Source organism: Calothrix sp. UHCC 0171 (genome assembly GCF_034931845.1).
In the GTDB taxonomy this organism is placed as follows: domain Bacteria; phylum Cyanobacteriota; class Cyanobacteriia; order Cyanobacteriales; family Nostocaceae; genus Brunnivagina.
In genome coordinates, this window is the sequence record NZ_JAYGHN010000001.1 from 23,418 (window position 1) to 46,203 (window position 22,786).

At 40.0% G+C, this 22,786-nt stretch carries 15 protein-coding genes and 1 tRNA gene; 7 read left to right on the forward strand and 9 right to left on the reverse strand.

The window, feature by feature from the left end; genetic code table 11:
* Nucleotides 1–344 precede the first annotated feature (344 nt).
* A complete protein-coding gene (gene hmpF, locus VB733_RS00070) occupies nucleotides 345–2,093 on the forward strand; it encodes a pilus motility taxis protein HmpF (protein ID WP_323338081.1) in 1,749 nt (582 codons plus the stop codon).
* A gap of 35 nt (nucleotides 2,094–2,128) precedes the next feature.
* On the opposite strand, the gene tilS is transcribed toward hmpF, so the two are convergent.
* The 6 genes from tilS to VB733_RS00100 form a co-directional block, all read right to left on the reverse strand.
* Complete coding sequence (tilS, locus tag VB733_RS00075) at nucleotides 2,129–3,139, reverse strand: tRNA lysidine(34) synthetase TilS (protein ID WP_323338082.1); 1,011 nt, start codon at nucleotides 3,137–3,139, stop codon at nucleotides 2,129–2,131.
* 176 nt (nucleotides 3,140–3,315) lie between these two features.
* A complete protein-coding gene (locus VB733_RS00080; RefSeq protein WP_323338083.1) occupies nucleotides 3,316–3,609 on the reverse strand; it encodes a KGK domain-containing protein in 294 nt (97 codons plus the stop codon).
* Between the two features lie 241 nt (nucleotides 3,610–3,850).
* Nucleotides 3,851–4,237: a KGK domain-containing protein gene (locus VB733_RS00085; protein ID WP_323338084.1), complete on the reverse strand. Its 387-nt coding sequence runs from the start codon at nucleotides 4,235–4,237 to the stop codon at nucleotides 3,851–3,853.
* A 173-nt stretch (nucleotides 4,238–4,410) separates the two neighbouring features.
* On the reverse strand, nucleotides 4,411–5,502 hold the full coding sequence (ccsB, locus tag VB733_RS00090) for a c-type cytochrome biogenesis protein CcsB (RefSeq protein WP_323338085.1): 1,092 nt from the start codon (nucleotides 5,500–5,502) through the stop codon (nucleotides 4,411–4,413).
* A gap of 168 nt (nucleotides 5,503–5,670) precedes the next feature.
* The gene (locus VB733_RS00095; protein WP_323338086.1) at nucleotides 5,671–7,362 is read right to left on the reverse strand and encodes a DUF3352 domain-containing protein; all 1,692 of its coding nucleotides are present in this window, start codon (nucleotides 7,360–7,362) and stop codon (nucleotides 5,671–5,673) included.
* A 177-nt stretch (nucleotides 7,363–7,539) separates the two neighbouring features.
* Nucleotides 7,540–8,154, reverse strand: coding sequence for a nuclear transport factor 2 family protein (locus VB733_RS00100; protein WP_323338087.1), 615 nt, complete (start codon nucleotides 8,152–8,154; stop codon nucleotides 7,540–7,542).
* Between the two features lie 332 nt (nucleotides 8,155–8,486).
* Here VB733_RS00100 and VB733_RS00105 point away from each other — a divergent pair, with 332 nt between their 5' ends.
* From VB733_RS00105 to VB733_RS00115, 3 genes are all read left to right on the forward strand, one after another.
* Nucleotides 8,487–13,973: an AAA family ATPase gene (locus VB733_RS00105; RefSeq protein ID WP_323338088.1), complete on the forward strand. Its 5,487-nt coding sequence runs from the start codon at nucleotides 8,487–8,489 to the stop codon at nucleotides 13,971–13,973.
* A 181-nt stretch (nucleotides 13,974–14,154) separates the two neighbouring features.
* Nucleotides 14,155–16,566 carry an ATP-binding protein gene (locus tag VB733_RS00110; RefSeq protein WP_323338089.1) on the forward strand — a complete coding sequence of 804 codons (2,412 nt, stop codon included), beginning with the start codon at nucleotides 14,155–14,157 and terminating at the stop codon, nucleotides 16,564–16,566.
* A gap of 62 nt (nucleotides 16,567–16,628) precedes the next feature.
* A complete protein-coding gene (locus VB733_RS00115) occupies nucleotides 16,629–17,921 on the forward strand; it encodes a sensor histidine kinase (RefSeq protein ID WP_323338090.1) in 1,293 nt (430 codons plus the stop codon).
* Between the two features lie 256 nt (nucleotides 17,922–18,177).
* Here VB733_RS00115 and VB733_RS00120 read toward each other — a convergent pair whose 3' ends face one another.
* Together VB733_RS00120 and VB733_RS00125 are read right to left on the reverse strand one after the other, a co-directional pair.
* A complete protein-coding gene (locus tag VB733_RS00120) occupies nucleotides 18,178–18,780 on the reverse strand; it encodes a chorismate lyase (protein ID WP_323338091.1) in 603 nt (200 codons plus the stop codon).
* 266 nt (nucleotides 18,781–19,046) lie between these two features.
* Nucleotides 19,047–19,127: transfer RNA gene (locus VB733_RS00125), tRNA-Leu, on the reverse strand.
* A gap of 234 nt (nucleotides 19,128–19,361) precedes the next feature.
* Here VB733_RS00125 and accC point away from each other — a divergent pair.
* Nucleotides 19,362–20,714 carry an acetyl-CoA carboxylase biotin carboxylase subunit gene (gene accC, locus VB733_RS00130; protein ID WP_323338092.1) on the forward strand — a complete coding sequence of 451 codons (1,353 nt, stop codon included), beginning with the start codon at nucleotides 19,362–19,364 and terminating at the stop codon, nucleotides 20,712–20,714.
* A gap of 91 nt (nucleotides 20,715–20,805) precedes the next feature.
* Here the strand turns inward: accC and VB733_RS00135 are convergent, their stop codons facing one another.
* Nucleotides 20,806–21,096, reverse strand: a complete 291-nt coding sequence (locus VB733_RS00135; RefSeq protein WP_323338093.1) for a YggT family protein — start codon at nucleotides 21,094–21,096, stop codon at nucleotides 20,806–20,808.
* A 282-nt stretch (nucleotides 21,097–21,378) separates the two neighbouring features.
* Here VB733_RS00135 and psbX point away from each other — a divergent pair, with 282 nt between their 5' ends.
* Nucleotides 21,379–21,498, forward strand: coding sequence for a photosystem II reaction center X protein (gene psbX / locus VB733_RS00140; protein WP_323338094.1), 120 nt, complete (start codon nucleotides 21,379–21,381; stop codon nucleotides 21,496–21,498).
* A gap of 274 nt (nucleotides 21,499–21,772) precedes the next feature.
* The gene (locus VB733_RS00145; RefSeq protein ID WP_323338095.1) at nucleotides 21,773–22,750 is read left to right on the forward strand and encodes a Ycf66 family protein; all 978 of its coding nucleotides are present in this window, start codon (nucleotides 21,773–21,775) and stop codon (nucleotides 22,748–22,750) included.
* The last annotated feature ends 36 nt before the right edge of the window (nucleotides 22,751–22,786 follow it).

Consider the following 22,786-nt stretch of genomic DNA (forward strand, 5'->3'; position numbering starts at 1 on the left):
TTGAACAATTAATAGAGGCGAAGATGGGAACATAAAAAAGCTTTTTTGCTATCTCTCGTTATTTCTTTGTTCCTACGTCCCCATATCCCTGTGTCTGGGTGTTTTTATGCTTGCTAATGCCAGTGATAACACGGTAGCCATCCCTGTAGCAGCAAGGACACAATGTAATGACGTGGCAGACTAGTTGAATAAATTTCTGATTAATTCTTATTTTAAAATGTCGCGTATATAAATAGTTATACCTATCTTATCTGTCATTAACTGCGTCAGATCAGGTAAGCAACGTAGTTATTTAATGTATAGCTCTTAACAATATCCCTAAGTGCATCAAAAGGAATAGAGGTGTGCTGTATTTAGCAGAAGTACAAAAACAAAAAGGCGGTTTACTCAGTGGAGGGAAAGCTGAACTGAAGCTTTTAGCTTGTCAGCGAAACGACCAAAGCTGGAGTTCTATACCGGATGAAGTAATTACCGCAGAGGAAGCTAGTAAGTTAAATGACGGTGCGTTGGTCATGGTGGAATTAAGTCCACAACGCCAAGTGCAACGCATTCAAGAAGCTGGACGACCTTTAGTTAATATTTTGCAAAATTATTCTCGCCAAGTAGAAAAATTTAAGGCAAAAGAAGAAGAAATTGACCAGTGGAAGGAGTCGCTGACGTTCCAAGCTCAGGAACTCAGTCGTCGTGAAATGGACATGGATGATCGTCTAGCGCAACTCCAACAGTTAGAAGATGAGTGTCAAAATATCGACGCGGAAAAGCAAGCGGTTGAAGCATCCCGTGCAGAATTTGAACGCTTGAAAGAAGAGATTGAACGCAATCGTCAAGAACTTGAAGGTGCCTGGGAACATCTGCGAGGTGAGCAGCGCCGTCTGGAGGAACACCAAGCGGAATATCAGCAGGTAAGTTTTGTTGATGCGGAACGTGCTGCGGCATTACGTGAGTTAGTCGATCGCCTGGAGAATGGTGTACCGAATGTCGATGGGGTGGTAGAGCATTTGGGTTTTGCTTTTGAGATGGTGGATATACAGCAGCAGTTGTTAAATCCTCATTGGCAGAAATTTGAGCAGCGCAAAACTGAGGTTGAGCAACAGCAAGCAGAAATTGAGAGTTTGTTGGCAGAATCTACTGAGATTCAAAATGAATTGCAGCTGAGTGAAACCGCTCTTAACCACCAAACATCTGAGTTGCAAGATAGTATTGCCAAGCTCAATAGCAAACAAGAGCATCTTGGTATTTTGAAAGGATACCTACGCTATCAGGAAGATATGTATCAGCAAGTACATAGCTTGGCTGCGATGTCTGGAAGTGTAGCTCTAAATACATCCTGTGATATTGAAGCTTTACAATCCATGTCGTTGGAAGAGTTAGAGCAAACGGTACAGGATTTACGGGAAAAACTAAGTATTGATTCCAGCTTTGTCAACGATCAAGAACAAGAACTTAAGTATAAGCAAGAAACTATAGAAGACCTCAAACAAAAAGTTAGCCAAGCAGCAGAGAGCGATCGCGCTGTTTATGAAGAAGAACTTGAGGATGAAAAAGACCTTTATCAGATGTTAAATGAAACACTGGTAGGTCAACGGCGTAATTTATTACAACATCAAGACTTATTACGGGCACATCAAACAGTTCTACTGCAAAGACAAGGTAAAGCACCAAGTTGTGATAGCGAAAATCATGTTGATTTAAAGCCGATTTTGGCACAAATCGAATCGCAACGTCTTGCCCAATCTGAGGAGGTGCAAAATCTGGAAAGTGAAATCGCCCAAATTCAAGCAAGTATAGATTTAGCTCAGGGGACGATTGCTAGCCAAGCTCAAGAAATGGAGGAACAACGCCAAGAGTTAAAAGTCAAACAAGAAAACTTACAACTGCTACAAACGGCGTTAGCAGAAGCAAAAGCGATATTAGAGTTCTATGAAGAGGAATTACAACCGATTCAGGATAATGTCGATAGTTTGCGCCATAAATTACAAGCCGTCACTTCTTCTGTGACACAAGTTCAAGAATCTGGAGATTCCCAACTTCAAGCAGTTAATGAGATGCGACAAGCATTAATGAGTTTCATTACCCAAGCTGAGTTAGCGTAATCGGAGATAGTAATCACAAATTGTCGTGGATTTGTTCAGCGCCAGCAAATCCATTCACCATCAACAAATGCAATTGTACCCCCAGGAAACGGATCAGTTTGGGTTTTTTGTGGTGCTGCTATCAAAGCAGTCAATTTTTCAATATGCTCGAAATTAGGTGCATAGGGAAGCATTTCTAGTAGAACCTGACGCATTACTCGTCTTTGCAGTGCCAGTGGTGCGTTTTTCAATACCTGACGATTGAGTTGGAAAAATTGGTGATTATTAGTTGATTGTTGATTTTGCTTGTCGTCACTGTCTCCTCCCCTCATTGCTGCTTGCCGTAATTCCTGAGCTGCTTGTTCTAAATATTCAACTTCAGCTTGCAGTAGCTCGGCTGTTTGTGCCAAATTTGATTCAACTTGGGGGTTAAAGTTCTCGCGCAAATAGGGAATTAACTCCTGACGAATGCGATTGCGAGCGTATTTGAAATTTTCATTAGTCGAATCTTCCCAAATTGGTAGTTGAAAATCTTGGCAAAATTTTGCAGTTTCCCTACGATTAATTTCTAAAAGCGGACGTACTAACTGAATATTTTTGCCTAAATTGCGCTGCCAGGTTAAGGCTTGCAAACCATCCGCACCAGTACCACGCATCAAATTGTAAAGCAAAGTTTCTGCGCGATCGCTTGCTGTATGTCCGGTAATAATACAGGAATAATTGTGCATTAGTGCAACTGATTCCAATACCCGGTAGCGCCAATTTCTTGCAGTTGCTTCACTATCGATAGGTTCATCAGCAGTTTCTAAATAGAACGGGAGTGACCAATTTTGTGCTAATTGTTCTACGTGTTCTGCATTGGCTGTGGAATCATCACGCCAAAGATGATTACAATGGGCAATACCTAAATTCCACTCCCACTTTGCTTGTAAATCTAACAGTAATTTAATTAAACATAAAGAATCTTGTCCGCCAGAAACAGCCACTAATATATGCTGCTGGCGTTTCAATAATTTCCGGGCGCGGATAGTCCGATGTATTACCGCATGAAGAGGAGTCCATCCCATTTTAGATTTGGGCAAGGTGCCAGGATTCAAAATCGAGAATATTCTTTAATTATACTTTGTATTTATTCGTACTATTTGACTAAAGTCATGTCTATTTTCCCAAATTAAGTTTATTCATAAACATTTTTACTTCTAACTACTGAATTCTCTATTTTTAATCTTGGATTCGGGAATGATTAATTATTACCTTCGTTAAAATCTTCAAGGGGAGACTCATCTTTGTCTGGGCAAAATTCCAGCGTTAAGCGCACTTTTCCCTTTCTCCAGCTATTCGCACGGAAACGTAGCACTTCACAATCAATACCCGCATCAAATAAGGATGATTCTGGACTTTCTAAACCAACCAGTTCTTTAATCGCTTGTAATAATTGAATCACTTTAAATGTAGTTGCAACCTCAAAACTCTCAAGTGTTTCTGAATTTACAGACACAACTTCATGATGATGTAGTCTTTGAAATTCATTTTCCATAAATTTTCTCTATAACTACATCTATTTTTGATAACAACTCAAGATTTAGCTAAAAATAACAGAAATTTTTAAGAATAAATTTATATACAGTTGATTATGTATTTTCCTCATGTTTTTATTGAACTACTAGTCAGATAAATTGTATAAATCTATATGTGTAAAAAAAATATATATGCTCGGTTTATTTTTATTAATGGTGCGTGACACTGTCGCGAACACACCCTACTAAATAAAATTTGATTTATTCGTTGAATTGTTGACGTAAATCATCTAATGGAGATAGTTGAAAATTCTGTTCTGAATCATTAGTCGGAGGTAATTCTTCATTTTTATTTTTATTTTTATTTTCATCTTCATTTTCTACAATATCTAAATAAAATGTTAAATTTAATTTAAGTTTGCCTTTTTTCCAGCCGATATCATTTGACATCAGGACTTCACAATCTACGCCATCTCCAATTAATAACTCTTTTTCGTCAAGAGAAATATTATGATTGAGTGATTCTTTAATTTTACTCAATATGTGGCTATATTTAAATGTTGAATGTTGAAAAAATGCTTTTTTTAAGCCTTGTGCATTGATTGATACGACATCATTATTTTTAAGTATAATAATTTTATTCTCCATAATATTTCCCAAATAAATAAGTAATTTTTGAAAAACCAATCTCTCAGGGCACGGCATATTGTGTCCCTACATCATATATTTCCCACCAATCATAAAAAAATCTCCACAATTATTACAAAAAATTCCCCCTCTCCACAGTTTGCAAAGAAGGGGAAGCAAAAATAAAAAGGTTTCTAAAAGAACCAACCGTAGGAATGTAAGCCTTTACCCAAAAGATTTACGCCCAAATAACAAATCCAGACGACAACAAAACCACTGGCAGCTAAAAGTGCAGGACGACGACCTTGCCAACCCTTGGTAATGCGAGAATGGAGATATGCTGTAAATACTAACCAAGTAATTAACGCCCAGGTTTCTTTGGGATCCCAACTCCAATAAGAACCCCAAGCTTCATTTGCCCAAACTGCGCCAGCAATAATCCCAATCGTTAATAAGGGAAAACCCAAACCAATAATTCGGTAGCTGATATTGTCTAAAGTCTCGGCGAGGCTGAGGCGTTGTGGTGATAAATTTGTAGTGGATGTGGTTTCTGATGCTGCCACAGCTTGAGTGCCCGCAGTTACTAGGTTGAGAACGGCTGTTTTCCCATTTCCGTTACTATTCCCATTGCTGTTAACTTCAAATCTGGCATAGCCGTTATTTTCGGCATTGTCTTCTAACGAAGGTTCGGTGACAAGTTGACCTGATTTATGGAGTTTGTAACCGTTGCTGCGAAAACCACCATTACCAAAGGAACTGCCTTGCAGTTGAATATCTTTACCTTTTGTAACAATCAAAAATGCGATCGCCAGTAATGAACCTACCATCAAAGCGGAATAACTCAACATCATCACACTGACGTGCATCATTAACCAGTTTGATTTGAGTGCGGGAACCAATGGTTCCGAATTTTGCATTTCTGATGGTAGTGTCAACGCCGCGAATGCTGTAATCCCCATGGCAACAGGAGCAGTGGCAACGCCCACCAAGCGACTACCACTACTATTTTCCGCGATTAGATGGATGGTGGTAATACCCCAAGTCAAGAAAAATAACGATTCGTACAAATTACTTAGGGGAAAATAACCTGCTTCAATCCATCTAGCACCCAATAAAAAGGCGATACATAGATTTGCGATCGCCATTCCCGCAGTCCCTAATGCCGGTAAAACAGGGAGATTTGGAAATGCAGCCCCACACCAATAAACAAGCATGGTAATAAATAAGACTGCAAATGCAGCATTGTCCAGCCAGTTCTGGAGGATAACCAGATCGACAAAACTCATAAAAAGTTCTCCCCAGTTAATTCTTAAATACTATTTATTTTGTCATGCTTCGATCCTACCTGATTAGAAGCCGAGAAAGGGCATGGTGCAGTTCTCTCCATCTCCCCATCCCCGCGTCCCCCCATCTCCCCATCTCCCCATCTCCCCATCTCCCCATCTCCCCATCTCCTACTTCTCCAACTGTTTCAGCGAGACAAAAATATCATAGCGGGTACTACGATTGTCACTGACTGCACTAGTGATACCAATAGAACGTGTGGCTGCTAATAAGGCTTGTTGCTTGGGAAATAACAGTGGTAGGGGAAAATTTTTCTGAGTGCGATCGACATCTAAATAAAATTGCCCGTTTGCAGGATTTAGTTGGGATGGTAAGGTGTTTTGAAATTCGATCGCATTTGCTAAGGAATTACCCGATTGAGTCAAAATTTTTTCAGTGATGGGAGCGCCTATTGTCAGAAATGCTAGCCTATCGTCTAACCAACCATGACTTGCTGTTGGGATGCCAAAGGTTCCAATCCAGTTGGTTACTGTTTTACCAGCAATCTTTTGTTCCTCAATCCGAAACTGATATTGGCTCTGCATTACCTCATCCAATTGTTTCATTGCAGCTTCTGCCCGGTTTTTGTTGCTGACTTTTACCAGTAACATTAAGGCTGCACGGAAATTCTCATCTGCACCGACTTTTGAGACTACCGGAACGACTGATAGGGAATATTCATTACCCATCCAACTCAGTAAATCCCGCTCCAAGTCCATGTTAGTCAAGGATTTAAAGTTTGTACGCAATTGTTCTGGTGCGATTGGAGACAATGGATTGCCTTGAGATGTGGAAACATAATCAGCCCAAGCACGTTTTAAGTTACTCCCTGAAATCATCATCAGGGTTTCGGCTGGAATACGTTTTTGCATTTCACCAGCTTTATTTTCAACTGCCAGGGTTCGCTGACTGCTAGGATTCAGCCAGGAAACACCCTTGAGACGAATACCTTGATTTTCTAAAAAAACTGTCCCGGCTAATCCTTGATTATTTTGTAGTTGCGTTAAAACTTGAGCAGGTAGTTGTCGATTTGGTGCGGCGCTGGCAATTTTAGCACTGGTGGGTACGTTGATATAAAACTGAGCAAAAGGTTGATAGTTGGCAACTTTGGGAAAATTTGCAGCTAAACCTGGGACTGTGGAGAGGGATGTTTTTGCTATGTAAGCATCGATCGCTTTTTCTGTGGCTTTGGGGGTATCGGTAATGACAACAAATTTACTATCAATCACGGTTGCAGAAAACTTTTCCCCAGTCTTGGCTGCACTTTCTTTAATCACAAAATTATGATAGTTGCGATCGCTCCAATTTCCACCTTGGGGAGCTTGCAGTTGCGTGAGGATATTTTTGGCATTTTGGGGATTTTTGATCGGCAATACCATCATTATCTGCTGGCTGTTGGCTACTTGCCCATCAGTAGCAACAGGTTTGGCTGGTGGTTTGGTTACGTCAGGTGCCAGCACTGCGAGAGTAATTTCTTCTCCCACCCAAGGAGCAATATCTTTTTGGAAATCGTAACCGTTATTAGTTAAAAAGCGATCGCGTAACTGGACTAAATTTTGATTGAGTTCGGCTTGAACTTCTTTATTCCCAAACTCATGTAGGCGTTTCCATTGCTTGGCATCAGTTGTCAGAGAAACTGTAAAGAGAGCATCTTGGGGAATTACATTTGCTGCCGGGGGTAAATCTCTAGATAATGGCTTACCTTGAGTGATTAACCAATATGCAGCTACACCACCAATAACTAATGCACCAGCAACCGTAAGCGTCAAGACAAGGGACGGTTTCTTTTTTTTCGTGGGAACAGACACAACAGACAGTGGCATCGACAACAATACCTCATTCAATTAGCGTTCGCATCAATGTGTTTAGTAGCTAAAGCTAACTAAAAAGTTTCTTTTACTCTTGGTTATTCTATTGCGAATTGCTAATTGGTATCACCCCATCCTCAATTGAATATGAGGACAGGGTTTTGATTTACGAATAAAGGGTATTGCTGTTGACTAACGAGAAGGAATGCTTAAGCGAACAGTGCTGGGGGGAGAAGAAAGGTTCAGGAAGGTGATGAGTTTGAGTGTACGACGGCGAATTTTCCAACGCCCATTTTGTTTGATGACTTCATCTTCATAAGTGCCATTGGCAACATCAATGCTAGTCTCCGAACGTTTGTGTGTCGCGTGTAGGTAAGAAGTCATCTTTGCAGTATTACCTTGAACCGCAATATTGACTGTACCAATCAAGTGCTGCGTAGCCACATAGCCATTTGCTCGGAATACCGAAGCCACAAAATCTCCCCAGGCACTTGTCCCAACCCGTGTCTCAGTCGTAACTCCATCAGGGAAAATAGCTGTTATGGTTGCATCTTCAGTAAAACAATCCCGATAGATATTCTTTCCTGCTTGGATATCTCCTTTACCAATCGCATCGGTTCCTAGGGCATAGCAAACCGTTAATTGTTCAATTTCTGATTCGGCATTGGGTTGTGATGCCAAAGCAGATTCAAATGTTCCTCCCAGTAGCACAATCAAGGTGACAATAGCGGCGATTAAAGCTGTCATACCTTTGAAACGTGGGGTGAAACTTGAGATAGCTAATCTTTGATTCTTTCTTTTTTCCATTGAATTTTCCTGCTTCGGTTACGTTATAACCCTGACATCATCCATGATAATCAGTAAATAATAATACTTTCAAGTATGTAGATGGTTTGGGATAACCTTGAGGAGGTAAGCGAAGAAGTTATATCCGGTTTATCTAAATCATGACGATAAAACCGATGCAAAGATAGGAAAAAGGAAAAATTAATGATCAATGGTTAGCCAGATTAAATCCCAATATATAGACAAAAGAACAAAGAAAAATCAGTTTCCAACAACTTGTTAGCAAACAGCTAGTTCACGGGAATACTAACCTCATGAAGCAAAAGCACACTGGCAATCTGAGGTAGGTATAAATGAATACTGCAATTGAAAACCCGATTATCCCCGGATATAAAATTAGTGAACAGTTGTATGCTGGTTCCAGAACCTTGGTATATCGAGGAATTAGGGAAAAAGATTCTCTCGCAGTTGTCCTCAAATTTCTTACCTCTGAATATCCTAGCTTCAATGAATTATTGCAATTTCGTAATCAATACACCATTACCAAAAATCTCCATATCCCTGGTATTATTCAGCCCTTATCATTAGAAGCTTATGGAAATGGCTACATCTTGGTGATGGAAGATATGGGGGAAATTTCCTTAAAGGAATATTGTACAGCCCGTTCGCTCACCCTCAGCGAATTTTTAGCGATCGCGATTCAGTTAACTGATATTCTCCACCATCTCTACCAAAACCGTGTCATCCACAAAGACATCAAACCCGCAAACATTCTGATTCATCCAGAAACCAAGCAAGTCAGATTAATTGACTTTAGTATTGCTTCTTTGCTCCCCAGAGAAACCCTAGAAATTAAAAGTCCGAATGTTTTAGAAGGAACCCTCGCTTATATTTCTCCAGAGCAAACAGGCAGGATGAATCGAGGGATAGATTATCGTAGTGATTTTTATTCTCTAGGTGTCACTTTTTTTCAACTACTCACGGGAGAGTTACCGTTTTCTAGCGTTGATGCCATGGAGTTAGTGCATTGTCACATTGCTCAAATACCTGCTTCTGTAGTAGATATCAAAAAAGATATACCAGTAGTTATCAGTGATATTACTAATAAGCTCATGGCGAAAAACGCCGAAGACAGATATCAAAGTGCTTTGGGGCTAAAGCATGATTTGGAAAATTGTTTATATCAATTAAAAGATACTGGGAAAATTACATATTTTGAAATTGGCAAACGAGATATTTGCGATCGATTTATCATTCCCGAAAAGTTATATGGTCGAGAAACTGAAGTTGGAGAATTATTAGCAGCATTTGATAGAGTTGCTGGGATTTTCTCAAGTTCTTTAGTAGAGTCGAGTCAAGAGGGAAAAACAGAAATGATGCTGGTTGCTGGATTTTCTGGTATCGGCAAAACCGCAGTAGTCTCGGAAGTCCATAAACCGATTGTGAAGCAACGGGGATATTTTATTAAAGGAAAATATGACCAATTTAATCGTAATATTCCCTTTTCCGCATTTGTCCAAGCTTTTCGCGATTTAATGGGACAGTTGCTCACCGAAAGTAATGAAAAAATCAAACAATGGCAAGAGAAAATACTCGCAGCATTAGGAGAAAATGGACAAGTAATTATTGATGTCATTCCCGAATTAGAAACTATTATTGGTAAGCAACCCCCAGCGCGGGAATTATCGGGAAATGAAGCACAAAATCGCTTTAACTTATTATTTCAAAAGTTTATTCAAGTATTGAAAAGTCAAGAGCATCCTTTAGTGATGTTTTTAGATGATTTACAGTGGGCAGATTCTGCTTCCTTGAAATTGATACAAGTATTAATGAGTGAGTCCAATAGTGGATATTTATTATTAATTGGTGCTTATCGTGATAATGAAGTATCTGCGGCGCATCCTTTGATGATAACTTTGGATGAGGTGAAGAAATCAGGTGCAGTAATTAATACTATAATTTTGCAGCCATTAAGTAAAAATAGCTTAAACCAGCTAGTAGCAGAAACTCTTAATTGTCGTGAAGAGATAGCACAACCATTAACACAGTTAGTTTATCAGAAAACACAAGGAAATCCATTTTTTGTCACGCAATTTCTGAAAGTTTTACATGAAGATAATTTAATTACTTTTGATTTAAATGCGGGTTATTGGCAGTGTGATATTGTCAGAGTGCAAGCTGCTGCACTAACTGATAATGTTGTTGAATTTATGGCATTACAATTGCAGAAGTTACCAGAAACAACACAAAATATTTTGAAATTGGCAGCATGTATTGGTAATCAGTTTAATTTGAGTACCTTGGCAATAGTTTCCCAACAGTCAGAAATGGATACTGCTGCTGCTTTGTGGAAGGCTTTGCAGGAAGGATTTATATTACCACAAAGTGAAATTTATAAGTTTTATATTGGACAAGAACAGCCAGTTAATCAAGTTAATCAAGTTAATCAAGAAGAAATATCACAAGTTATTAATTATAAATTTTTACACGATCGCGTCCAACAAGCCGCTTATTCATTAATCCCCAACACTCAAAAACAGAAAACACATTTGCAAATTGGGCGATCGCTTTTACATAGTATTCCTGAACCAGAACAATCAGAAAATATTTTTGATATTATCAATCAATTAAATCTGGGCAGGGCATTAATTGACGACATCATCGAGCAAAGTAAATTAGCTCAATTAAATCTCATCGCTGGGAAAAAAGCTAAAGCCTCAACTGCGTACACTGCGGCGGCTGAATATTCTCTGATTGGTTTAGAACTCCTAGCAGAAGATAGCTGGAAGAACCAATATAGCTTAACATTAGGAATGCATAATTTGGCTGCTGAAGCTGCTTACCTCAATGGTAAATTTGAGCAGATGCAACAGTTAACAGAAATCATCTGCCAACATGCGAAAACATCATTAGATAAAGTACCCGTTTACGAAATGCAAATTACTGCTTGCATTGTCCAAAGTAAACAACTAGAAGCAATTCAAATTGCCCGCTCAATTCTTCAACAATTAAATATTAATTTTCCCGAACAACCGACTCCCTCTGATATTCAGCAAGGCTTGGAGCAAGTGATTGCCCATTTGAACGGCAAATCTATTGCTGACTTAGTGCATTTGCCAATCATGGCAAACCCCGAAAATATCGCAGCCATGAAAATCTTAATGAGAGTTCTTCCTGCTGCCTTTCAAATTGATCCAGTTATGGTTCCCTTAATTACCTTTGAAATGGTCAAATTATCGGTCAAATATGGGAACACATCTGTCTCAGCCTATGGCTACAGTCTTTATGGATTGCTTCTCTGTGGAGCCTTCGCTGATATTGAAGCTGGCTCTGAATTTGGCAAATTAGCCTTGAACCTATTATCACATTTCCATTGCCCAGAACTCAAAGCAAAAATATTTACCGTTGTTAATGCCCATGTCGCCCATTGGCAGCAGCATATTCGAGAAACGTTATCACCCGCGATCGCAGGTTATACAGCAGGATTAGAAACGGGTGATTTAGAATACGCTGGTTATTGTGCTTATATTTACCCAGTCCACTCATTTTGGTTAGGTAAAGAACTAGAAAGTCTTGAAAAAGACTTTGCCCTTTATATTGAATCCTTGAGACAAATTAAGCAACAAGTTGCTTTCAATTGGAATTCTATTTATCAGCAGACAGTTTTCAATTTACAGGGAAAATCTGAGCATGTATATAGTTTAATTGGTACAGCCTATGATGAAGAAAAAATGCTCCCCATTCATCAAAAAGCTAATGATTTATATACTATTAATCATTTATTTATCAATAAACTCCTACTTTGTTACTTGTGCGATCGCTATGAACTAGCATTAAAGAATGCAGAAGTTGCCGAAAAATCCTTAGGAGGGGTGACTGGACTAGTTGTTGTTCCTTTATTCTATTTCTACGACTCCTTAGTTCGTTTAGCACTTTATCCTCAAATTCAACCTTCTGAACAAAAAATTTGGCTTGAAAAAATCCAAAACAATCAGAAAAATATCGAAGTTTGGGCTAAACATGCCCCAATGAATCATTTACATAAATTCCATCTGGTAGAAGCCGAGAAATATCGAGTTTTAGGACAAAAAACTCAAGCAATAGAATACTACGAACTCGCTATTAGTGGAGCTAAGGAAAACGGCTATCTTCAAGAAGAAGCTTTAGCGAACGAACTCACGGGTAAATTTTACCTCGAATGGGGCAAAGAAAAAGCTGCCCAAGGATATATACAAGAAGCATATTACTGCTATGCCAAATGGGGAGCCAAAACCAAAACAGATCATTTGGAAAAAAACTATCCCCAGCTACTCAAACCGATTCTCCAACAGCGACGACTCAACTTGAATTCTCTGGAAACCGTTGCGACTATCCATAGCTCTAGTTCTATTTCTAGTTCTATTTCGACATCAACTCAAACCACCACAGGTAGTACCAGTATTTCCGATATCCTTGATTTTTCCTCTATCATTAAAGCAGCCCAAACTATTTCCAGCAGCATCGAATTAGAACAACTAATTATTAATCTGAGCCAAATTATCTTAGAAAATTCTGGTGCCAAAAAATCAGTCTTAATTCTCCCCCAAGACAACACCTGGCAAGTACGAGCAATTACTTCGGTAAATCGTGAGATAAATTCTCAAGCGGCAATTCAAACCATACTCGTTTCCCAAACAATTGAGACTTGTCAAGCAATTCCAGAAAAAATTATCAATTATGTTAAAAATACTCGAAAAACAATCATCATAGATAATTGCCAAACAGATATTCCGGGAGTAATTGGGAAATATATGCTCGAATCTAAACCGCAGAGTGTATTATGTACCCCGATGATTAATCAAGGACATTTGGTAGGGATTTTATATCTAGAAAATCAACTCATATCTAGAGTTTTTACAGAAGAACGCTTACAAGTCATTAATCTCATTTCTGCCCAAGCAGCCATATCCCTCGAAAACGCTCGACTTTATCAACAAGCTCAACAAGCATTACAAAATCTCCAACAAGCCCAATTACAAATTGTCCAAAGCGAGAAAATGTCAGCGTTGGGTAATTTAGTTGCAGGGGTAGCCCACGAAATGAATAATCCTTTAGGTTTTATTGCCGCTAGCCTCAAACAGGCGAAACCTACTGTGGCTGAGATTAGCGAACATTTACGAATGTACCAAAGAACTTTACCAAATCCCGGTGCAGAAATTATCGATCATGCCGAAGAAATAGATTTAGACTATACATTGGCAGATTTGCCTAAGATGTTAGATGCAATGGTAATGGCATGTGACAGGTTGAAAAATATCAGCACCAGTCTCCGGACTTTTTCCCGTGCAGATCAAGATTATAAAGTAGGATTTAATATCCATGACGGTATCGACAGCACTATCTTAATTCTCAAACATCGCCTCAAAGCCAACGAACAACGTCCAGCAATTGAAGTTATCACTGAGTATGGGGAATTACCAAATATAGAGTGTTTTCCTGGTCAATTAAATCAAGTATTTATGAATATTCTGGCAAATGCCATTGATGCTTTAGATGAGTCAAATACAGGACGTAAGTTCGAGGAAATCAAGGCAAATCCCAACAAAATCCTCGTGAAAACCTTTGTGGAAGACAACCAGGTGAAAATTATTATTGCTGATAACGGTAAGGGAATGACAGAAGAAGTCAAACACCGAATATTTGACCATTTATTTACAACTAAAGATGTAGGTAAAGGTACAGGATTAGGACTGGCTATAGCCAAGCAAATTATCACCGAAACCCACGCCGGAAAGTTAGAAGTGGATTCCCAACTTGGACAGGGAACGGAATTTGTCATCTCGATTCCAATCCAAGTCTAAGAAAGAGTCGGGATAATTGATGCGGTCAAAATTTGCCTTGATTCTGGCTCCCGACTTCTGAAGTATTTTTGCTGATTCTACGAAATAGTCATAATAATCAAGTTATTTACGATACATACATGGGAATCATAGGTAAAGCTTTAAGTGTTTGCCAAAGTTTACTATTATTTCCCCGGCTCTCATGTCAATATCTCAACCAATTCGCCGTCTACCCTGGAAAATCGATCGCACTTTCCTAATTGCCTTGGTGCTGATTCCAGTGATGCATATTTGTTTCAGTAAACTATCTACTGCGATCGCTCTTGAGCAAGGAATGGTTGCTATCTGGCCTTCCACAGGGGTTTATGTCGCAGCAATATTACTATTTGGCTATCGCCTGTTGCCAATTCTCTGCTTTAGTGAATTGCTGGCAAATTTTACTCTCTGGCAATCTACCTATCCTCAAAACACCGTGCCAGTGTTGCTGATATTTTTAGTCGCATCGATCGCTGATCCACTTATTATCCCCTTACTATATAAACGATGGATTCCCCAAGGAAAGTTATTTTCACGGGTACAAAATATTTTTAGATATGGGTTAATTATTTTACCCAGTGCCTTGATCCATGCCACAGTTGCAGTTGGAGTTACTTGCTGGGGAGGAGCTGCACCTTGGGAAAATTACTGGAGTTACTGGCAACAATGGTATGTCATGACCATTACGACTCTATTTACCCTACCTCCGATTATCCTGACTTGGTCTCCGCAAACGCAAAACTTAGTCAGGTTTGACAAGCGCCGACTGCCAGAATTAGGGTTAACTATTTTGGTATTGGGGTTGATTTGTCAAATTATCTTTGTGACTAAATCTTCCCTAGAATATTTGTTACTAGTGCCTTTACTGTGGGCTGCATTTTGGATGGGGGCACGGGTAGCAACTAGCTTACTTTTGCTAGTTGAAATTACGGTATTAGCAGCAGCGAAATTTCGTATGGGCATATTTGCTGATAAACCCATAATTGAATCATTGCTGTTGTTGCAGTCGTTTATGGCAGTAGCGGCGTTAATTACCTTTGCCACATTAGCAATTGTCAACGAGAACAAAAAAGCTGAATTAAAACTCCTTCAAGCCAATGATGAATTAGAAGCACGGGTAGAAGAACGTACAACCGAACTCAATCAAGCTAAAGTTTTAGCCGAACGGGCAAACCAGGCAAAAAGTGAATTTTTGGCGAATATGAGCCATGAATTACGCACACCCTTAAACGGAATTTTGGGGTATGCCCAAATTTTACAGCGATCGCGTACTTTGGGTGAAAATGACCACAAGGGCGTGAATATTATCAATAAGTGTGGCGAACATTTGTTGATGCTGATTAATGATGTGCTGGATTTGGCAAAAATCGAAGCCCGAAAAATGGAAATTCACCCCAAAGATACACACTTGCATTCATTTTTACAAAGTGTGGTGGAAATTTCCCGCATCCGGGCTGAACAAAAAGATATTGATTTTATTTATATTGCCGCTCCTAATTTACCTACGGGCGTACAAATCGATGAAAAACGCTTGCGACAGGTTTTAATTAATTTGCTGGGTAATGCGATTAAATTTACAGATCGCGGTTCTGTTTCCTTCCTTGTAAATGCGACTATCAGTCCCAATACTACCGAGATTCCCATCTGGAAATTTCGCTTTGAAGTCAAGGATACGGGAGTCGGCATGGCAAATGAGCAATTAGAAAACATATTTTTACCCTTTGAGCAAGTCGGTAAGGTAGAAAAACAAACCGAAGGTACAGGACTAGGGTTAACGATTAGCCAGACAATTGTGAAGATGATGGGCGGTATAATTGCAGTCGAAAGTCATCTCGGTCAAGGTAGTCGCTTCTGGTTTGAGGTGGAATTACCGGAAGCAGTAGAATGGATGATGACTTCGCGAATTACTGCTTCCGGTACAGTGATGGGGTACAAGGGGGAAAGTCGCCACAAAATTCTCCTTGTTGATGACCGTTGGGAAAATCGCTCTGTGATCAAAAATCTACTAGAACCCATCGGATTTGAAGTTATCGAAGCCATTAACGGGAAGGAAGGGTTAGAAAAAGCACACATTCTTCATCCCGATTTAGTAATTACAGACCTCGCCATGCCAGTCATGGATGGTTTTGAGATGGTCAAACAGATGCGCGAGTCAGAAATCCTCAAAGACCAAATTATTATTGCTTCTTCTGCCAGTGTATTTGAATTTCACAGGAAGGAAGCCCGCGCCGCCGGTTGTAATGATTTTATCCCCAAGCCTGCGCAAGCGGAGGAACTGCTTGATCAACTTCAACATTACCTGAAGTTGGAGTGGATTTATGAACACACCACAGTAGATGAGGCGAAACCCTTACCTACAAACATTTCTAATGTTGAAGCTTGGGTAGTGCCAGAAGCAACCCATCTCCAAGCCCTGTATACCGCCGTTCAACGTTGTCGAGTCGCGGAAATCAAAGCAGTAGCCAAACAAATCAAACAAATTGACCCCCAATACACTCCCTTTGTCAATAAAATTTTGACCCTCACAGATGAATTTGATATCGATGCGATCGCGACTTTAATTGCATCTTATCTGTAATTTTTGTTTGATTTTTGTTTGATTTTTTATTTTTTATCCGTATTTATACTAAGAGGTGTCCTATGCCATCCAACTCAATTCTGATTGTTGACGATACCCCCAACAATATTCGTCTCCTATTCGATGTCTTAGATAGTGCTGGATTTGATATATCTGTAGTCAAAAGTGGAGAAACGGCACTAGAAAAACTACCCCAAATTGAACCAGATTTAATTTTGCTGGATGTAATGATGCCGGGAATTGATGGATTTGAAACCTGTCGCCGTATCAAATCTAATCCCAGTACACAGGATATTCCCATTATTTTTATGACAGCTTTGTCTGATACTGAAAATAAAATTAGTGGCTTACAGCTAGGTGCTGTAGATTACGTCACCAAACCCATTCAAGTTGAGGAAGTTTTGGCACGGGTAAATGTACATTTGAGTTTACGAAACGCCCATATTCAAGTGCAGCAGGAAGTTCTGGAACGGAAACAAACCGAGGTAGAACTCAAACAAACCCTCGTTTCCATGCAACAGATACAAATGCAACTGATTCAAAGTGAGAAAATGTCGGCTCTGGGTAATTTAGTCGCAGGAGTTGCCCACGAAATCAATAATCCCTTGGGTTTTCTTAACGGTAGTCTTGGCAGTACCCATGAATACATCCAAGATTTGTTAAAGCATCTGCACCTTTACCAAAAAGATTATCCTCATCCCACCCCTGCCATTGCCAACCATGCCCAAGATATTGATATCGAGTATATCTGTGAAGATTTACCAAAAATTTTCCAGTCGATGCAAGGAGCAACTAAACGTATCCAAAAAATCAGCAATAGTCTTCGTACCTTTTCCAGGGCTGATACCGAAGATAAAATTAGCGCCAACTTACATGAAGGTATCGATAGTACCATCATGATTTTAAAATACCGCCTCAAAGCCAACGAACAACGTCCAGCAATTGAAGTTATCACTGAGTATGGAGAATTACCAAATATAGAGTGTTTTCCCGGTCAATTAAATCAAGTATTTATGAATATTCTGGCAAATGCCATTGATGCTTTAGATGAGTCAAATACAGGACGTAAGTTTGAGGAAATCAAGGCAAATCCCAACAAAATCCTTGTTAAAACCTCTGTGGAAGATAACCAGGTGAAAATTATTATTGCTGATAACGGCAAGGGAATGAAGGAAGAAGTCAAACACCGAATATTTGACCATTTATTTACAACTAAAGGCGTTGGTAAAGGTACAGGATTAGGACTGGCTATAGCCAGACAAATTATTGAAGACACCCACACTGGTAAGATCACTGTTAACTCTGTATTTGGAGAAGGTACAGAATTTATCATTTTCCTGCCGATCAAAAATTAATTTTTCCCTAGGGCGTGAAGGCAAAAGGCAAAAGTAAGAAAGAGCATTTTATGAGATTTTCGCATTTGAGATGGTAAGCTGATGTGCAGCTAAATTATATAAGTCAAAAGCGCGAAATACTTGTAGTGTGGGCATCTTGCCCGCGTCTTATATACAAATTAGATGCGTCGCAGCTTAGCTTGATTTCCGCCGTGCTGTACTAGCTTCTTTAAACTTCTTTAACTTGTTCCCCACTTCCAACCTCGACTTACTCAAGTTAAAACTTTCCTAAATACTTAGTCAAATAAGGAGAAAAAACCTCGTAAATCAAAGTTAAAGGCTGTCCATGATGCCAAAACAAATAATGACGACCCCAAAATGGTCCATTTTCCTCAAAACCTGCTGCTAACGCCGCCGAAGAACCCTGATAAATTCCTTGGACATCACGATAAAGCTCGGTTCGCAAACGCGCTAGACTTGCCCAAATTGGTAAGGAGCGGTTTTGTAAATACTCATCCACATGGGAAGCTTCCCACCATGAAGTCGCATAAGCTAAACGCTGTCCCGAAGCAGTACGCAACCAAACTTGTCGTCGCAGTCTCGGTCCTGGTACTTTTTCGATTAAATCTGGCGCACCATCCAAATCCATACCAATCAGGGACATGTCGATAACATCAACTTCTGTCGGCTCGCCCGTTAATAATTGTAAATGTCTTGTCGGTGAACCATCACCTAAAAGTAGTAGCTGCCAAGCTGGTGCTAACTGTGCGTGTGGCAATCCCTGTTGAACTATGCTTTCCCCACCTTGCCAAATTGGAGAAAGACGATGCCAACCAGTTGGCAAAATTAAATTGTTGTTTTGAGTAAAAGTTGCAGTCAAGGCTCTTTACAAAAGTTCACCTATTTATATAAAAGCATAAAAAAGAATCTAAGAGCCAGGGTTAAGAATTGAGAATACATTGAATTTACATTGAGTCACTCTTTAAAAGATTTGATCGCGTGGCTAGCTGACATAATCTGCTTTATTTAATGCCAACTCATTAATGCCAATTCAACTTTGCCCAATAAAAATCTAGAGATGCTGTTAATAACACCACTAGGCATATTTGTCAAGTAAATAATTCTTGGGAAAACATAAAGTCGAAATGCGGATGGCGAGACTCGAACTCGCAAGGGAAGCCCACACGCCCCTCAAACGTGCGCGTATACCAATTCCGCCACATCCGCAGGATTTCTCTAAAAATAGAATATAGCATAGTAATCTATTAATTACTACATGAGGTGGAAAATTTGTGAATTTGCGAAAAAGAATTTAAATGCGGATATTCAGCAGACAGAAATATGGGATGACACAGGGCAATATTTAAGAGATATAGCGAAAATCTATGGTTCTTTGCTAGTAGAGACCATACTTGGGCTGGGAAAATATTAATTTATTCAATAAATTGTTGAAGCTAAAAGATGAAGGTTGACAAAATATTAATTGCGAATCGAGGGGAAATTGCGCTTCGCATTCTCCGGGCTTGTGAGGAGATGGGAATTGCGACTGTTGCTGTTCATTCCACAGTTGACCGGAATGCGCTGCATGTTCAGTTGGCAGATGAAGCGGTTTGTATTGGCGAACCAGCTAGTGCTAAAAGTTATTTAAATATTCCTAATATCATTGCAGCAGCATTAACAAGAGGTGCGACAGCAATTCATCCTGGCTACGGTTTTTTGTCGGAGAATGCCCGGTTTGCGGAAATTTGTGCCGATCATCAAATAGCTTTTATTGGTCCATCACCAGAAGCAATTAGGTTGATGGGGGATAAATCCACAGCTAAGGAAACCATGCAAAGGGCAGGTGTGCCCACAGTTCCAGGAAGCGACGGTTTAGTTGAATCTGAAGTTGAGGGATTAGCGATCGCCAATAAAATGGGCTACCCCGTAATGATTAAAGCTACCGCCGGAGGAGGCGGACGGGGGATGCGCCTGGTACGTGCTGAAAGTGAGTTTATTAAGTCTTTCCAAGCTGCACAGGGCGAAGCGGGAGCCGCATTTGGGAATTCTGGAGTCTACATTGAAAAATTTATTGAGCGTCCACGCCATATTGAATTTCAAATTTTGGCGGACAATTACGGGAATGTGGTTCACTTGGGAGAACGCGACTGCTCGATTCAGCGCCGCAACCAAAAACTATTAGAAGAAGCACCTAGTCCCGCACTTGACCCGGAATTACGTGAAAAAATGGGACAAGCTGCTGTCAAAGCCGCGCAATTTATTAACTATTCTGGTGCTGGGACGATCGAATTTCTCCTAGACCAATCCGGTCAATTTTACTTTATGGAAATGAATACCCGGATTCAAGTTGAACATCCAGTTACAGAAATGATTACGGGTGTTGACTTAGTGGTCGAGCAAATCCGTATTGCCCAAGGAGAAAAATTAAAATTTAGACAAGAAGATATAGTTCTTCGAGGTCATGCGATCGAATGTCGGATTAATGCTGAAGACCCTGAACATGACTTTAGACCAGCACCGGGTCGTATTAGTGGCTACTTACCACCTGGTGGTCCTGGTGTCAGAATTGACTCACATGTTTACACAGACTATCAAATTCCACCCTATTACGATTCACTCATCGGCAAATTAATCGCCTGGGGACCAGACCGTCAAACGGCAATTACCCGGATGAAAAGGGCATTACGCGAATGCGCGATTACTGGATTACCTACAACTATTGGGTTTCACCAAAAAATCATGGAAACACCACAATTTTTAGCAGGTAAGGTATATACCAACTTTGTCCAGGAAATGAACGAAGGCAAAAAGTAGCCAAGCAGATGGGGAGAGGAAGAGGCACAAAGAGGGGAAGTGTTCAATATTCCTCTGTTTTCTGTCTCTACATCCCCCTATTGACTAATAATTAAGCCCGCCCCATCATTGTTAACAAACCTTGTTGACCGAGAAGGATTTCACGGATGAGGCTGACAATTCCGACCCAAATAATTGGAGAAATATCGACTCCACCGATAGGGGAAATAATTTTGCGTGTCGGGATTAAAAATATTTCGGTGGGTAATGCAACCAAAATAAAAGGAAAACGCTTTAAATCGACTTGGGGATACCAAGTTAAAACGATGCGGAAAATAAACAGAAAAATCATTAGCCCTAGTAATGGGGCGAGAATCCAAGTGGCAATATCAACAGATGTCATATTTCGTTAATTTCGCAAGCTTTCAAGATAGCAATTGAATATGAGAATTAGGCAAGTTAAATTTTAAGCTTTATTAAGCCTTTTATAATTTTAGCGAAATATGGGCATTGTAGAGGACGAGGAGAGTGGGAGAGCAGGAGAATGGCAGATACAAAAGAAAACTCTTTCTTCTTTATCCCCCTGTGCCTTTGCTCTCTTTCTATTTTTCCTATTCCCTGGTTCTCAAGGAAGGTATAGACTATTAGAATTGTGGATAAGTGCGTAAAAAAAAGGTTGAAAACTATGACACCTTCTTTATCAAATTTTCTTTGGAGTCTACTTTGGGGTACTGCGATCGTAGTTATTCCTGCGACCGTAGGATTGATTTTTGTCAGCCAAAAAGATAAAATCCAGCGCGACTAAGATTTCGAGAGTTGATTTCACCTCTTGGGTCTTTCATCTGTCAAGCTCTGTGTAATTGTCTCCAGTTTTGAGTAACATCTTCAAAAATTAAGGAAAATTTGTTCAGAATTTGACAGATGTAGGTTTTAGCTTTGAGTAAGGGGCTTCAAAGCATTTTATCGGTGCTTTGAAGCTTTAATTTTAAAGCTTTAATATTTAATGTTAATGTGTCTTATTTACATAGCAGATTTTTATTCTGAGTAGCTAACATAGATTTGATATTAGGAAAAAAACAATGGTACTTCTTGGGCTGAACTCAGCCAGTATTCTGGCTCAGGTAAATGTGGGGGCAACTCCAGCCACTTTTCTAGGGATTTTCCTGGCTGTGGCTGGGGCAGCTCTGTATTTTGTCCGCAATGTTAAACCCGATTTAGCTCGCGACCATGATATATTTTTTGCCGCAGTCGGTTTGTTGTGCGGTTTTATTTTAATATTTCAAGGTTGGCGCTTAGACCCTATTTTGCAGTTTCTTCAATTGATGCTTGTCGGTTCAATTGTGTTTTTTGCTTACGAGAGCATTCGTTTGCGGAGCATTGCCACTGAACAGGCTAGACGTAATACACCGATTGTCGATCGCGAACGTGATGTCAGTGATGATTACAATTACAGTAGACCTCGTCGCAATAGTCGTGCAGAAAGAGATGTAATTGGTGCCAAACCGCTACCTTACTATGAAGAGGAAGAAGAGGATTACGAAGAACGTCCTCGAATTTCCGGCAGTCGTGAGGAACGTCGCGGTTCCCGTGGTTATAACGACGATTATTACGAAGATGATACTCCTAAGCGATCGTCTCGTCGTGTTAGTAACGAAAGAAATGACGAGCCAGTAAATGATAGACCTCGCCGTCGTAATCCATCCCGCCCTGCAAGTCGTAGTCCGGAACGTTTTGATGACGACGATTGGAATTCTACCCCTGCTCCCAAACAAAGTGATGATTGGGAAAATCCCAGTCGAGATGAACGTAAACCCTCCACCCGTCGAGGTAGTAACGGTTCCTCACGTCCAGAATTTCGCGATGATGAAATGGTGCAACCAAAACCCAGGCGGCGCAGACCTTCTGGAGACACAACTCCACGCCGCGATCGCGAAGATGATGAGCAGATACCAACTGCTGACTATACCGACTATGTTGATTACAAGCCCCTAGAAAAGCCGGAAGACAAGCCGGAAAGACCGAATACTAATTTTGATGATGATATGTCTATTAGCTAATTTATATTGAGTTAGCAAAGGCATGAAAGGCGATGG